This is a genomic window from Nocardia sp. CDC160 (assembly GCF_035818795.1).
Lineage (GTDB): Bacteria > Actinomycetota > Actinomycetes > Mycobacteriales > Mycobacteriaceae > Nocardia.
The window spans coordinates 1,273,442-1,286,838 of record NZ_JAYKYT010000004.1 but is presented as its reverse complement, the minus strand read 5'-3'; the positions used below and the strand labels follow the sequence as shown (position 1 = coordinate 1,286,838).

At 68.2% G+C, this 13,397-nt stretch carries 14 protein-coding genes; 6 read left to right on the top strand and 8 right to left on the bottom strand.

The genetic code is table 11. The features are described from left to right. Window positions 1-97: 97 nt before the first annotated feature. Complete coding sequence (locus VMT40_RS27360) at window positions 98-766, bottom strand: VC0807 family protein (protein ID WP_326361642.1); 669 nt, start codon at window positions 764-766, stop codon at window positions 98-100. A gap of 2 nt (window positions 767-768) precedes the next feature. After that, complete coding sequence (locus VMT40_RS27355; protein WP_326361641.1) at window positions 769-1,401, bottom strand: TetR/AcrR family transcriptional regulator; 633 nt, start codon at window positions 1,399-1,401, stop codon at window positions 769-771. A gap of 199 nt (window positions 1,402-1,600) precedes the next feature. On the opposite strand from VMT40_RS27355, the gene VMT40_RS27350 reads away from it, so the two are divergent. The 4 genes from VMT40_RS27350 to VMT40_RS27335 are packed head-to-tail and all read left to right on the top strand — an operon-like array spanning window position 1,601 to window position 5,086. Beyond that, window positions 1,601-2,506 carry an ATP-binding cassette domain-containing protein gene (locus VMT40_RS27350; RefSeq protein WP_326361640.1) on the top strand — a complete coding sequence of 302 codons (906 nt, stop codon included), beginning with the start codon at window positions 1,601-1,603 and terminating at the stop codon, window positions 2,504-2,506. Window positions 2,507-2,526: 20 nt separating this feature from the next. Then, window positions 2,527-3,228, top strand: a complete 702-nt coding sequence (locus VMT40_RS27345; RefSeq protein ID WP_326361639.1) for an ABC transporter permease — start codon at window positions 2,527-2,529, stop codon at window positions 3,226-3,228. A gap of 28 nt (window positions 3,229-3,256) precedes the next feature. Next, entirely contained in the window at window positions 3,257-4,417 is a 1,161-nt protein-coding gene (locus VMT40_RS27340; protein WP_326361638.1) for a sensor histidine kinase, read from the top strand. Between the two features lie 21 nt (window positions 4,418-4,438). Next, on the top strand, window positions 4,439-5,086 hold the full coding sequence (locus VMT40_RS27335) for a response regulator transcription factor (protein ID WP_326361637.1): 648 nt from the start codon (window positions 4,439-4,441) through the stop codon (window positions 5,084-5,086). 30 nt (window positions 5,087-5,116) lie between these two features. Here VMT40_RS27335 and VMT40_RS27330 read toward each other — a convergent pair whose 3' ends face one another. Next, window positions 5,117-5,731 (bottom strand): class I SAM-dependent methyltransferase, encoded by a 615-nt coding sequence (locus tag VMT40_RS27330; RefSeq protein WP_326361636.1) that lies wholly within the window; start codon window positions 5,729-5,731, stop codon window positions 5,117-5,119. Between the two features lie 122 nt (window positions 5,732-5,853). Here VMT40_RS27330 and VMT40_RS27325 point away from each other — a divergent pair, with 122 nt between their 5' ends. Together VMT40_RS27325 and VMT40_RS27320 are read left to right on the top strand one after the other, a co-directional pair. After that, entirely contained in the window at window positions 5,854-6,381 is a 528-nt protein-coding gene (locus VMT40_RS27325) for a TetR/AcrR family transcriptional regulator (RefSeq protein ID WP_326361635.1), read from the top strand. A gap of 105 nt (window positions 6,382-6,486) precedes the next feature. Beyond that, the gene (locus VMT40_RS27320) at window positions 6,487-8,037 is read left to right on the top strand and encodes an amino acid permease (protein WP_326361634.1); all 1,551 of its coding nucleotides are present in this window, start codon (window positions 6,487-6,489) and stop codon (window positions 8,035-8,037) included. Here the strand turns inward: VMT40_RS27320 and VMT40_RS27315 are convergent, their stop codons facing one another. From VMT40_RS27315 to VMT40_RS27295, 5 genes are all read right to left on the bottom strand, one after another. Further along, entirely contained in the window at window positions 8,038-8,829 is a 792-nt protein-coding gene (locus VMT40_RS27315; protein WP_442790065.1) for a 3-oxoacyl-ACP reductase, read from the bottom strand. It abuts the gene before it with no gap. A 1-nt stretch (window position 8,830) separates the two neighbouring features. Next, complete coding sequence (locus VMT40_RS27310) at window positions 8,831-10,192, bottom strand: aldehyde dehydrogenase family protein (RefSeq protein ID WP_326361632.1); 1,362 nt, start codon at window positions 10,190-10,192, stop codon at window positions 8,831-8,833. After that, on the bottom strand, window positions 10,189-10,953 hold the full coding sequence (locus VMT40_RS27305; RefSeq protein WP_326361631.1) for a gamma-glutamyl-gamma-aminobutyrate hydrolase family protein: 765 nt from the start codon (window positions 10,951-10,953) through the stop codon (window positions 10,189-10,191). The genes VMT40_RS27310 and VMT40_RS27305 overlap by 4 nt, the downstream gene beginning before the upstream one ends. Further along, on the bottom strand, window positions 10,934-12,301 hold the full coding sequence (locus tag VMT40_RS27300) for a glutamine synthetase family protein (protein WP_442790064.1): 1,368 nt from the start codon (window positions 12,299-12,301) through the stop codon (window positions 10,934-10,936). The genes VMT40_RS27305 and VMT40_RS27300 overlap by 20 nt, the downstream gene beginning before the upstream one ends. 129 nt (window positions 12,302-12,430) lie before the next feature. After that, the gene (locus VMT40_RS27295) at window positions 12,431-13,312 is read right to left on the bottom strand and encodes an SDR family oxidoreductase (RefSeq protein ID WP_326361630.1); all 882 of its coding nucleotides are present in this window, start codon (window positions 13,310-13,312) and stop codon (window positions 12,431-12,433) included. Between the last annotated feature and the right edge of the window lie 85 nt (window positions 13,313-13,397).

Genomic DNA, 13,397 nt, shown 5'->3' with positions numbered 1-13,397 from the left:
CAACGATTTACCCGACCGATTCGGCCATAGGGAAAACGTATCACTATTCGGGCTGGTGGCGAGAGTTTTGTCGAGGGGGCTAACGCAATTTTCGGCCCTAGACTTTCAGGCCGTTGCGATTGACGTAGACGATATGGAAGGAAATCAGCACCGCCAGCACGGCGAGCCATTGCAGGGTGGTCACCAGGGGAATGGCGTCCAGGGGCAGCGAATAGGCGACGACGATCCGAATGACGGCGTCGAGGGCGAACCCGGCACCCCACACCGCGGACAGCACGCGCAGATTATGGCGGAAGCGAGAATCGTTGTCCCAGCGCGCATCCCATTCCCGATAACCCGCCTCCCCGATCTTGACGGTGACAATGGTGCGGGCGACGCTGCGCATCATGGGTCGCTGGGTGAACAGCGTGGCCAGAATCCACACCCCGATCGCGCCGAAGAGCCAGCTGTCGCGCACCAGCAGGGTGCGGGGGTCGCCGGTGACGACGGAGACCGCGGTGCCGACCACGATCATGAGCAGCGTGAACAGCGCGACCCCGTCGACGCGGCGGTGGCGCAGCCCGTCGTAGGCGAGGAAGCCGAGGGTGAGCAGGGCCGGGGCGACCAACGCCGCCCAGGGATTCACACCGGCCGCGCGCAGTCCGTAGTACGCGCCGAGGGGGAGGATCAGCTCCAGGAGTAGTTGGCGCGCAATGTGTTTGCGCAGGGCCGCGCGCTTCTGGGCATCGGTGGGGACGGTCTGGGCGGGGGTGGCGGGCTGAGACATGATCAAGCGTCCTTGCGGGTGGCGCGGTCGAAGAGTTCGGCGAGTTCCCGGGCGGCGACGGCGGTGTCGAAGCCGGGATCGTGGGCGGCACGGGCAATCGCCGCGTCGAGGGAGCCGCGAATGGCGGTGATCATCACGACGGGATCGAAGTCGCGGAAGACCCCCTCCCGCTGGCCCGCCCGCAGGATCTCCACCTGGGCGGCCTGCACGGAACCGAGTTGGTCGAGCAATCCGAACAGGTGCGGGTCATCGGTCCCGGCATTCGCGACGATGTTCGACAGTGCCCGCACGTGCTTGGGGTATTCGTCGGCCAGCGCCAGATTCGCGCCGAAGAACGCGGCCATGCGACCTCGATAGCCTTGCTCGGCATCGAGTTTCGCGCCCACGTACTCGGCGGCCGTCGCCATGATGCGGCCGACCACCTCGCGCATCAGATCGCCCTTCCCCCGGAAGTGGTAGGAGATCATCCCGGTGCTGCTGAGCCCGGCCTGCTTGGCGATCTTGGCGAAGGACACGTTCGCGTACCCCTGCTCGGCAATGACCTCGATGGCCGCGTCCACGATCTGGGCGCGCCGGGCGGTCTCGGTGAAGGTCCGATCCGGCTGTTGCTTGCCCGAGTCGATTTTTGCTTGCATGAGCAAAACGTACGCCGGTTTGCTCAACCGAGCAAGAGGTCGTCGCGACCCCGGGTAAGCCAAAAGTGTTAGCCAGCCGTGTGCCGTCGTCTGATGTTCGGGAGCTGCGAACACCGCATTGTCGAAGGCGACACGGTGACGCAACGGGCGTCGCCCCTCCGAAACAAGGTGAAGCAATGACCCAGGACGAGGTGAATGGATGATTCAGGCGCGCGGACTCGGCAAGCGCTACGGGGACGTCCCCGCGGTCGACAATCTGTCCTTCGACGTGCGACCCGGCGTGGTGACCGGCTTCCTCGGCCCGAACGGCGCGGGCAAGTCGACGACCATGCGGCTCATGCTCGGGCTCGACCACGGCAGCGGGCGGACCCTGTTCGACGGGCAGACCTACGCCGAACTCGACGATCCGCTGCGGTCGGTGGGCGTGATGCTGGATGCTCGCTCGGTCCACCCCAAGCGCACCGCCCTGGGACATCTGCGCATGATCGCGGCCGGGGCGGGCATCTGCCCGAGCCGGGTCGACGAGGTGCTCGGACTGGTCGGGTTGAGCAATGTGGCCGATAAGCGGGCCGGTGGCTTCAGTCTCGGCATGCAGCAGCGGCTGGGCTTGGCCGCGGCGCTGCTCGGCGATCCGGCCACGCTCATTCTCGACGAACCCGCCAACGGTCTGGACCCGGAGGGTGTGCGGTGGCTGCGCGATCTGCTCAAGGGGCTCGCGCGCGAGGGCCGAACCATTCTCGTGTCGTCGCATCTGCTCAATGAGATGGCGCACCTGGCGGATTCGCTCATCGTCATCGGCGCGGGCCGACTGCTGGCCGCGGAATCGGTGTCGGAGTTCGTCAGCCGCAATTCCGCCCAGCGCATCGTGGCGCGCACGGACAGCCCGGAGGCGCTCGCGGAGATCCTGGGCCGCAATGGCTTCCGCGCTCACGTCGAGCCCGGTGGCGCGGTGGTGGTCGAAGGTCACGACAGCAAGCGCGTCGCCGAGCTCGCCCTGGGCGCGGGCCTGCTGGTCACCGAGCTGACCCAGGCGCGCACCAGCCTCGAGGACGCCTTCTTCCACGCCACCGCCGACTCCGCCCAGTTCCGCGGCCACGCCGCCTGACGCCGACAGGAATTCCCGTCATGTCCAATGCCATTCGCTACGAACTGACCCGCCTGGCCACCGTGCGCTCCACCTGGGTGCTGCTGGCGGTCGGCCTCGCGCTGCAGGGCTTCATCGCCTACCTGTCCGCCAGCCGTGATTACGCCACGCCCGCCGAGCAATTCGTGGCGTCGATCCACGGCCTGCCGCTGGTGCTGGCCGCGCTGTTCGCGACCGCCGTCGCGGTGAACGCCTTCGGGCACGAATACCGCTACGGCACCATCACCACCACCATGCTCACGGTGCGCCGCCCGGGCCGGGTGATGGCCGCGAAGGCGCTGACCGTCGGCGGGCTGTCCGCGCTGTACGGGGCCGCGCTGGTGGGTATCACCGTGCTCGTGCAGGGCCTGGTCTCGACAATGCCGCGCGAAATGTCGCACACCGTCTGGGCTTTCGCGGCCGTGCCGGTGTACGTGACGCTGGCCGCACTGTCGGGTCTGGGGGTTGCCGCCCTCACCCGCAACGCCACCGTCGCCATGGTCGCGGCCGTCGCCTTCCCGACCGTGGTGGAGGTCGGGGGCGTGCTGGCCGGGCTGAGTTCGAAGCTGATGCCGTTCCTGTCCGCCGGGCAGGCGGTGCAGCCCGGGACGGGGAATCCGGTGCTGCTGATGCTGCCGTTATTCGCGTTGACCGCCGGTTTGCTGTCGGCCGGTGTCGTGCTGCTCGCGCGCCGTGACGTGTGAGGATGCCGCGCCGACTAGGGTTGCCTGGGTGAGCAGGACACGGCGGATCGCGAGGTGGGTCGTCGATGCCGTGCTCGCCTTGGCCTTCGGCAGTATCGGGCTGTCCGAGGTGGAGACCTCGCCGCTGGGTCTGCTGCCCGCCGCGGCGGGTCCGCCGGTGGCCATCGCGGTCGGCGTCATCCTGCTGTTCCGCCGCTATCGGCCGCTGCCCGTGCTGGCGGCCGCGGTGCTCGGTCAGGTCCTCGCCGGTGCCGTCGCGCCGGTGCTGCTGGCCATCTACAGCGTCGCCCATCGCTACGGCAATCGGCGTCCGACCTGGCTGGCGGCGCTGGCCGCCCTGATCGCGGTCACGGTGCCGTGGGGTGCGGGCACCTACCCGGCCCTGTTCTTCGGCCGCGCCGCGATCGTCGCCGTCGTGTTCGCCGTGCCGCTGCTGCTAGGTCTGTGGACCAGTCAGCGCCGGGAAACCCTTGTCGCCCTGCGGGAGCGCGCCGAGCAGGCCGAACGCGAACGCGATCTGCGCGCCGCCGCGGCCGTCGAGGCGGAGCGGTTGCGCATCGCGGGCGAACTGCACGACGTGGTGGCACACCGGATCTCGCAGATCACCGTGCTCGCGGGGGCGCTGGAGGTGTCCTCCGACGGCAAACCGGCCGAGATCGCGGGGACGATCCGCACCACCGGCTCGCTGGCCCTGACCGAGATGCGGGAGCTGCTGGGCATCCTGCGCGAACCGGCGGACACGGTGCCGCAACGGAATTCGACGGACCGCGAGTTGCTGCGTCCCGCACCCGACCTGGCCGCGATCCCCGAACTCGTCGCCGACGCGGTCGCGGCCGGGCAGCGGGTGGAGCTGTCGATGCCCGAGGAACTGCCGACGGTGCCGGGCCCTATCGGCCGCGCCGCCTATCGAATCGTCCAGGAGGCGTTGACGAATGCCGCCAAGCACGCGGCCGGTGCCGAGGTGCGCGCGGCCCTCGCGGTGGTCGACGGCGTGCTCGATGTGGACGTCCGCAATGGCCACGGCGACAACACGCCCTTGGCCGCCCAGGGGTCCGGCTTTGGACTGCTCGGCATGCGCAAACGCGTCGAATTGGCCGGTGGCACCCTGCATTCCGGCCCACTGGCGGGTGGCGGGTACGTGGTGCACGCGACGTTCCCGCTCGCCGAGCCGGATTCGAGCAACGAATGACGCCGTCATGAGGGAGGTCGCGTGATCCGGGTGGTGCTACTCGACGACGAGGAACTGGTCCGCTCCGGCATAGCCATGATTCTTCAGGCGGGCGGCGGCATCGAGGTCGTGGCCCAGGACGCCGACGGCCGCGCCATTGTCGACCTGGTCCACAAGCATCGCCCCGACGTGGTGGTCACCGATATCCGCATGCCGCACGTGGACGGCCTGGAGGTGACGCGCCGCGTCCGCGCCCTGGCCGACCCGCCCGCGGTCGTCGTCCTCACCACCTTCGGCCTCGACGAATACGTCTACGCCGCCCTCGAATCCGGTGCCGCGGGCTTCCTGCTCAAGGACACCCCACCCCGCGAACTGGCCCGCGCCGTCGAGGTGGTCGCGGCGGGCGACGCCATCCTCGCCCCCGCCATCACCAAACGCATGCTCACCGCCTTCACCCAGGGCCCCGCATCCCAACAACCCGACGCCCTCTCCCGCCTCGACCAACTCACCGACCGCGAACGCGAGGTAGCCCTCGCCGTAGCCACCGGCGCAGGCAACGCCGAAATCGCCCGCACCCTCCACATGAGCGAATCCACCGTCAAGGTCCACATCAGCCGCATCATCGCCAAACTGTCCCTCGAAAACCGCACGCAAATAGCAATCCTCGTCCTCCGAGCCGGTCTCGCCTGACCGGGACGCGGGATTCGAGGGGCATGGGGATCAGCGGCGGGTTAGGGCGGCGAGCCAGGCGGCGACCGGGACGGGGGTCGGGTTGATGTCGAGGGTGGCGGGGTCGAGGGAGTCGAGGTGCCAGTCGGTGGTGGGGAAGGCGGATTCGATATCGGTGCGGGAGAGCCTGTGTGGGCCCCAGTCGCCGGGTTGGCGATCGCTGAAGCCGAGTAGGAAGTAGCGGCCGCCGGGGTTGACGATGGCGGTGAGGCCGGAGACCAGGGCGGTACGGGCGTCACCCTCGAAGAGGTGGAATAGGCCGCAGTCCAGGACGGTGTCGAAGATTTCGCCCAGGGTGGACAGGTCGAGGGCGTTGTGGCGGCGGAAGGTGGCCTTCAACCCGCGCTCGGCGGCCTTGGCGCGAGCCAGGTCGAGGGCCTGCGCCGACTGGTCGATGCCGGTGGCGTCCAGGCCCAGTCGGGCGGCGAGGAGTGCGTGTTCGCCTGTGCCGCAGCCGAGATCGAGGACGCGGCCACGCAGTGCGCCGGATTCGGCAAGGGCCGCGAAGGCGGGTTGGGGGCGGTCGATATCCCAGGGCGGCTTGGTCGCGTACAGCGTGTCCGGCGCGTCGGGGTCGTGGTATTCGGGGTGGGGATCGGTGGGCATGCGTTGAATTTATCGAGACACTGTGTCTCTGGTCAAGAGTGTGTGTCTATAGGCCGGTCAGTCTGTATGGTTGTCGGGTGCCGAAGCTGTGGAACGATACGATCGACGCCCATCGTCGCGGGGTGACCGATGCGATCCTGGATGCCGCGGCGGCCTTGGCCTTCGAACAGGGCCTGCGCGGGGTGACCATGTCGCAGGTGGCCGAGCGGGCCGGGATCGGGCGGGCGACGCTGTACAAATACTTCCCGGACGTGGAGACGATTCTGCGAACCTGGCACGGTCGCCGCATCGACGCGCATCTCGCCGACCTGGTCCAGGCGCGCGACGGACAGGGGAGTGCGCGCGACCGCCTGATCGCCGTGCTCACCGCGTACGCCCGCATCGCGCACCAAACCGGCGCTCACGACCGCGAATTGGTGACCTTCCTGCATCCCGACGAGCAGATCGTCCACGCGCAGAACCAGCTTCGCGAGTTGATCCGCGAGCTGATCGAAGAGACCGCCGCCGCAGGCGAATTGCGCACCGACACCCCGCCCGCGGAGCTGGCCTCCTACTGCCTGCACGCCCTGTCGGCGGCGGCCGACGCCACCTCCGAGGCCGCCGTCGCCCGACTGGTCACCGTCACCGCCGCCGGTCTCCGAGCAGACTGATCGGCCTGCCAAATTCTGCGTTGGGCTGCGCGTGTCGGCGGCGTGCCGCACACTGGGCTCCTGGCAAACGCCGTGTGAGGGCGGCGTTTTCACTCGGGAGCGAGCATGACGGCAACCCAATCGGAATCCGATGATGAACGACGGCTGGCCGAACTCGGATACAAGCAGGATTTGGCGCGGTCCTGGTCCGGATTCTCCAACTTCGCCATCAGTTTCACGATCGTGTCGATTTTGACCGGCGGTCTGGCGAGTTATGGGATCGGATTGCAGAACGGCGGGCCCATCACCATGGCGTGGGGGTGGCCGCTGGTCTCGGTGATGGTGTTGTTCGTCGGCTTGGCCATGGCCGAATTGGCTTCCGCCTACCCGACTTCCGGCGGCCTGTACTGGTGGGCGGCGGAGTTGGGTGGACCGGTGTGGGGCTGGTTCACCGGCTGGTTCAATCTGATCGGGCAGATCGCGGTGACCGCGGCCATCGATTACGGGGCGGCGATCTTCACCACCGTGGTGCTGAATGTGATCGGCTGGGATATCGGCACCGACCGCAATGCCATCTTCATGGTGTTCGCCGGAATCCTGGTGCTGCACGCGGTGCTCAATGTGATCGGCCCGCATCTGTCGGCGGTCATCAACAATGTGTCGGCCTGGTGGCATGTGGGCGGTGTCGCGCTGTTCGTGCTGGTGCTCGGGTTCGGCGCGAATCACCATCAGAGCATCGGTTTCGTGTTCACCAAGACCGTCGACAACAGCGCGATCGGATTCGGTGGCGTCGCTTTCAGTTTCCTGCTCGGGCTGCTGCACGCGCAGTACACGTTCACCGGCTATGACGCCTCGGCGCACATGTCGGAGGAGACGCACGATGCCTCACGAATGGCGGCCAAGGGCATCATCAATACGATCATCGTCTCGGCCGTGGCGGGCTATCTGCTGATTCTGGCGGTGACATTCGCGATCCCGAATCTGGATGATTCCCTGGATTCGACGAAGAACAGCGGCTACCCGGTCATCTACATTCTGCAGAACTCGCTGAATTCGTTCTGGTCGGGCTTCCTGCTGATCATCGCGGCGGTGGCCCAATTGTTCTGTGGCTACGCCTCGGTCACCGCGGCGTCCCGCATGCTCTACGCCTTCTCCCGCGACGGCGCGGTGCCCGGGTCGAAGCTGTGGTCGGCGTTGTCTTCGCGCAGGGTGCCGGTGAACGCGGTCCTGTTCGTATCGGTCTTCGCGTTCATCCTGTTGATCCCGTCCATGCTGGTGCCCGAGGCCAACGCCCCGACCGCCTATGCCGCCGCGACCTCCGTGGCGACCATTGGCCTGTACATCGCCTACGGTTTGCCGGTGCTGCTGCGCCTGCGCCACGGCGACCGATTCCAGCGTGGCCCTTGGCAATTGGGCCGCTGGTACCGCCCGATCGGCGTCATCGCCCTGATCTGGATCGTGTTCATCAGCCTGCTGTTCATCCTGCCCACCGATGACCACGGCTATCCGTGGGTGGACGGATTCACCTGGAACGCGGTCAATTACGCGCCGATCACCCTGGTCGGCGTGGTCGGCGCGATCGCCATCTGGTGGTTCGCCTCGGCCCGGCGCTGGTTCACCGGGCCGAAGCGGACCGTGGAGGAGCCGCCGGGGACCGAAGCCCCCGTCAGCGCCTGACTAGATCGGCGTCACGTACGCACCGGAAATGCCGCCGTCCACCAGGAATTGCGACGCGGTAATGAAGGAGGAATCGTCGCTGGCGAGAAAGGCCACGGCGGCGGCGATTTCCTCCGGCTCGGCGAACCGGCCGACCGGAATGTGCACCAGTCGGCGCGCGGCCCGCTCGGGATCCTTGGCGAACAGTTCCCGCAGCAGGGGAGTGTTGACCGGTCCCGGACACAGCGCGTTGACGCGAATCCCCTGGCGCGCGAACTGGACCCCGAGCTCCCGGCTCATGGACAGCACACCGCCCTTGGAGGCGGTGTAGGAGATCTGCGAGGTGGCCGCGCCCATGACCGCGACGAACGACGCGGTATTGATGACCGACCCCTTACCCCGCTCGAGCATGTGCTCGATGGCGTATTTGCTGCACAGGTAGACCGAGGTCAGATTGACCTCCTGCACCCGCTTCCACGCCTCGATACCGGTGGTGAGGATGGAATCGTCTTCCGGCGGAGAGATTCCGGCGTTGTTGAAGGCGATGTCGAGTCCGCCGTAGGTGTCCACGGCGGTCTGGAACATCGCCTTCACCTGATCCTCGTCGGTGACGTCCACCTTCACGTACAGCCCGCCGACCTCGGCCGCGGCGGCCTCACCGCTCGTGGCGTCGATATCGGCGACCACGACCTTCGCGCCCTCCTGGGCGAAGCGCCGGACGGTGGCGAGGCCGATGCCGCTGCCGCCGCCGGTGACGACCGCGACTCGATCCTGTAAGCGCTGCAACGTATCTCCTTCGAATGGGTGGCGGATCTTACTCGGTGGCGAGGAAGACGTTCTTGGTTTCGGTGAACGCGCGCGCGGCGTCCGGGCCGAGTTCGCGGCCCAGCCCGGACTGTTTGAAGCCGCCGAACGGGGTCCAATACCGCACGGAGGAGTGCGAATTCACCGACAGGTTCCCGGCCTCGACACCGCGGGCGACACGCAGGGCGCGCCCGACATCGGAGGTCCAGATGGAGCCGGACAGGCCGTATTCGGTGGCATTGGCCAGGCGCAGCGCGTCGGCCTCGTCCTCGAACGGCAGGACCGTCACGACCGGGCCGAAAACCTCCTCGGTGAGGATGCGATCCTCGGGGCCCGAGGGCAGCACGACCGTTGGCGGGAACCAGAATCCGGGTCCCTCGGGTTTGGTGCCGGTGAACGCCACCTTGGTGGACGGCTCCAGGAATCCGGCCACGCGGTCGCGGTGCGCGGCGGAGATGAGCGGACCCATTTCGGTGGTCGCATCGGAGGGATCGCCCACCACGACACCTTGCACGGCCGGTTCCAGCAGTTCCAGGAAGCGGTCGAAGACGCTGCGCTGCACCAGGATTCGGGAACGCGCGCAGCAGTCCTGCCCGGCATTGTCGAACACCCCGTACGGTGCGGTGGCGGCCGCCTTCTCGAGATCGGCGTCGGCGAACACGATATTGGCGCTCTTGCCGCCCAATTCGAGGGTCACCCGCTTCACCTGCGCGGCGCACCCGGCCATGATCTGCTTGCCGACCTCGGTGGAGCCGGTGAACACCACCTTCCGCACGGCCGGATGGGTGACGAACCGGGCCCCGACCACCGAGCCCTTGCCCGGCAGCACCTGGAACACATGCTCGGGCAGGCCCGCCTCCAGGGCCAGCTCGCCCAGCCGGATGGCGGTGAGCGGGGTGAGCTCGGCCGGTTTGAGCACCACCGTGTTCCCGGCGGCGAGCGCGGGTCCGAAGCCCCAGCCCGCGATGGGCATGGGGAAGTTCCACGGCACGATGACGCCGACCACGCCGAGCGGTTCGCAGAAGGTGATGTCCACCCCGCCCGGCACCGGAATCTGCTGGCCCAGTAGCCGTTCCGGCATGCCCGCGCTGTAGTTGAGCACGTCGCGGACATTGCCCGCCTCCCAGCGCGCATTGCCGATGGTGTGGCCCGCGTTGCTCACCTCCAGCCGGGCCAGCTGCTCGATCTCGGCATCGACCGCGTCGGCGAAGCGCCGTAACAACCGGGCCCGATCGCCGGGGGCGACGGCCCGCCAGCCCTCGAACGCGCGCTGTGCCCGCGCGATGGCGGCATCGGTGGCGGCCTCGTCGGCCAGGCCGATGGTGGCCATCACCTGTTCGGTCGCGGGATTGATGACGTCGGTCGTGGTCACCGGTTGCGTTCCTTTCCGTACTGTGTCGCGCGATCGACCAGGGCCCGCATGAGGCGGAGCTCGGTCGCGTTCTCTTCCGGATGCCATTGCACGCCCAGCAGAAACGGGCCGTCGCGGGTCTCGACCGCCTCGATGGTGCCGTCCGGGGCGTGGGCGGAGGCGACGAGATCCGGGGCGAGGGTGTCGATGGCCTGATGGTGGTGGCAGTGCGCCTTCACCTCGGGGCCGACGATGGCGGCGGCCAGGCTGCCGGGGGTCGTGGTGACGGTGGTGACCGTGAAAACCCCTGGTGCGCGGTTGTGTTCGCGGTGGCCGAGGACATCGGGTAGGTGCTGGTGCAGGGTGCCGCCGAGCGCGACGTTCACCAGTTGCAGGCCGCGGCAGACCGCCAGTACCGGCATGTCCGCGGCGCGCGCGAGTGCGAACAGGCCGAATTCGGATTCGTCGCGGTCCAGTCGCAGCGCGCCGGTGGCCGGATGCGGGTCCGCGCCGTAGCGATCCGGATCCAGGTCGGCGCCGCCGGTGAGCAGCAGGCCGTCGAGGCGCTCGACGAGTTCGGGGCGCGGGGTTCCGGTGGGCGGCAACAGCACCGGGATGCCGCCCGCGCGCACGGTCATATCGATGTAGGTGCGCGAGAGCACGGCGGCATCGACATCCCAGTGGCCGAACCGGGTGCGTTCGGAATAGGTGGGCAGCCCGATGATCGGCCGCCGGATCGTCCCGGTGTCGGTCGATGTCGGGTCAGAGTCGTTCGAAGCCACGCACCCGCTCCCAGTCCGTTACGGCCGCATCGTAGGCGTCCAGCTCGACCTGCGCGGCATTGCGATAGTGCCGCACCACCTCCGGGCCGAAGGCCTTCTGCGCGACCTTGCTCTCACCGAACAGCTGTGCCGCCTCGCGCAGGGTGCGCGGGACGCGCGGGCGGTGCGAGCGGTAGGCGTTGCCGTGGAACTCCGGCTCCAGGGGGAGATGGTGTTCGATGCCGTGCAATCCGGCGGCGATGGACGCGGCGACGGCCAGATACGGGTTGACGTCGCCGCCCGGAATGCGATTCTCCAGCCGCAGCGATGGCCCGTGGCCGACGACCCGCAGCGCGCAGGTGCGATTGTCGCGGCCCCAGGCCAGCGCGGTGGGTGCGAAGCTACCGGCCTGGAATCGCTTGTAGGAGTTGATATTCGGAGCCAGGAAGTAGGTCAGTTCGCGCAGGCTGTCCAGTTGTCCGGCGATGAAGTGCCGCATGAGCGCCGACGGGCCGTCGCCGTCGGCGAATACCGGCTCACCCGCGGCATTGCGCAGGCTGAGGTGGATGTGACAGGAATTGCCCTCCCGCTCATTGTATTTGGCCATGAAGGTGATGCTGCGGCCCTCCTGGGCGGCGATCTCCTTGGCCCCGGTCTTGTAGATGGTGTGGTTGTCGCAGGTGGTCAGCGCCTCGTCGTAGCGGAAGGCGATCTCGTGTTGACCGGGATTGCATTCGCCCTTCGCGGACTCGACATACATTCCCGCGCCGGACATTTCGGTGCGGATGCGGCGCAGCAGGGGCTCGATGCGGCTGGTGCCGAGCATCGAGTAGTCGACGTTGTACTGATTGGCCGGGGTCAGGTCGCGGTAGCCGCCGCGGAAGGCGGCCTCGTAGCTGTCGTCGAAGACCAGGAACTCCAGCTCGGTGCCGACGTAGGCGTGTAAACCGTGTTCGGCCAAGCGGTCCAGCTGGGCCCGCAGGACCTGGCGCGGTGACGCGGCGACCGGTTGCCCGGGCTTACCGTGCGGGTCCACCTGCTCCACATCGCAGAGCACCAGGGCGGTGCCCGGCAGCCACGGGATGAGCCGCAGCGTGCTCAGATCCGGCCGCAGCACGAAATCCCCGTAGCCGGTCTCCCACGAGGAGATCTCGTACCCGTCGACCGTGGTCATCTCCACATCGACGGCGAGCAGATAGTTGCACGCCTCCGTCGCGTGATCGAGCACCTCCTCCACGAAATACCGTGCCGAACAACGTTTCCCCTGTAACCGTCCCTGCATGTCGGTCATGGCCACCAAGACCGTGTCGAGCGTCCCAGCCTCGACCAGCCGCACCAGCTCCGCCGCACTCAACATCCCGGCCCGCATCTCGACCCCTCTCGACGTCAATGGGCCTACGCTAGGCGAACCCGCGCCCGCGTGTGCCCGAATAGCCCAGAGACCATCGCGTGTTCCGGTGGGGCAGACCCGTTGAGCGGCCGGGACATTGGGGGCAGGTCAGGGCTGGATGTTCTCCAGGTCCGCGAGGAGGCCCGGATGGGCGGGCTGCCAGCCGAGTTCGGCTCGGGTGTGGGCGCTGGAGGACGGCTGGTCGAGAGCGAAGATCTCGCCGAGCGGGCCGAAGGTATCGGACGGCACGGGTTGCACCGGTAGGTCCAGCCGCCGACCGATGACCGCCGCCATATCGCGCACGGCGTCACCCTCGTCCGCGACCGCGTGCCACACGGTTCCGGCCGGTGCGCGCTCGAGGGCCAGCCGGAAGAGTACGGCCGCATCGAGCGCGTGCACCGCGGGCCAGCGCTGCGTGCCCTCGCCCGGATATCCGGCGACGCCGGTGCGGCGCGCGGATTCGGTGAGGATTCCGGCGAATCCGCCCCTACCCTCGTTGTGCACGGTGCGCGGTAGGCGCACGGCCGAACTGCGGACGCCGTGGGCGGCCAAATCCAGGACCGCCATGACCGAGCGGCCGCGGCCGCCGACCGGTCCTTCGGTCGAGAACGGATCGGCCTCGGTAGAGGGGCGGCCGGGCGTCACAGGTGTGCCCGAGACCGTGACCAGCGGGCGGTCGGTGCCGGTGAGTTCCGCACCCAGCGCGGCGAGCGCGGCGGACTCCTCCGCCACCGCCGCGGCCACGGCGTCCTGGGTGCTGAAGTCGTGACGGAAGGCCAGATGGATTACGCCGTCGGATTTGGCGGCGGCCGCGCGCAGGGTCGCCAGATCGGACAGATCGCCGCGAATGGATTCGGCACCCGCGGCCGCGAGCGCTTCGGCGGCCGAATCGGTGCGGGCAAGGCCAAGAACGGTGTGGCCATTGGCGAGCAGTTCGGCCACGACGGCCGACCCGATCAGACCGGTTCCGCCGGTAATGAAGACGTGCATGGCAACTCCCTCGACTGTGATGGGACCGTTGTCTCATCACTGTAGCAGAGTGATGGGACAACGGTCCCATCAATTACGATGATGC

Coding starts and splice junctions, on each gene's coding strand:
- VMT40_RS27345 (WP_326361639.1), top strand. CDS start 2,527: ATGTCCAATGCCATTCGCTACGAACTGACCCGCCTGGCCACCGTGCGC.
- VMT40_RS27330 (WP_326361636.1), bottom strand. CDS start 5,731: ATGCCCACCGATCCCCACCCCGAATACCACGACCCCGACGCGCCGGAC.
- VMT40_RS27295 (WP_326361630.1), bottom strand. CDS start 13,312: ATGCACGTCTTCATTACCGGCGGAACCGGTCTGATCGGGTCGGCCGTC.
- VMT40_RS27350 (WP_326361640.1), top strand. CDS start 1,601: ATGATTCAGGCGCGCGGACTCGGCAAGCGCTACGGGGACGTCCCCGCG.
- VMT40_RS27300 (WP_442790064.1), bottom strand. CDS start 12,301: ATGCGGGCCGGGATGTTGAGTGCGGCGGAGCTGGTGCGGCTGGTCGAG.
- VMT40_RS27355 (WP_326361641.1), bottom strand. CDS start 1,401: ATGCAAGCAAAAATCGACTCGGGCAAGCAACAGCCGGATCGGACCTTC.
- VMT40_RS27320 (WP_326361634.1), top strand. CDS start 6,487: ATGACGGCAACCCAATCGGAATCCGATGATGAACGACGGCTGGCCGAA.
- VMT40_RS27360 (WP_326361642.1), bottom strand. CDS start 766: ATGTCTCAGCCCGCCACCCCCGCCCAGACCGTCCCCACCGATGCCCAG.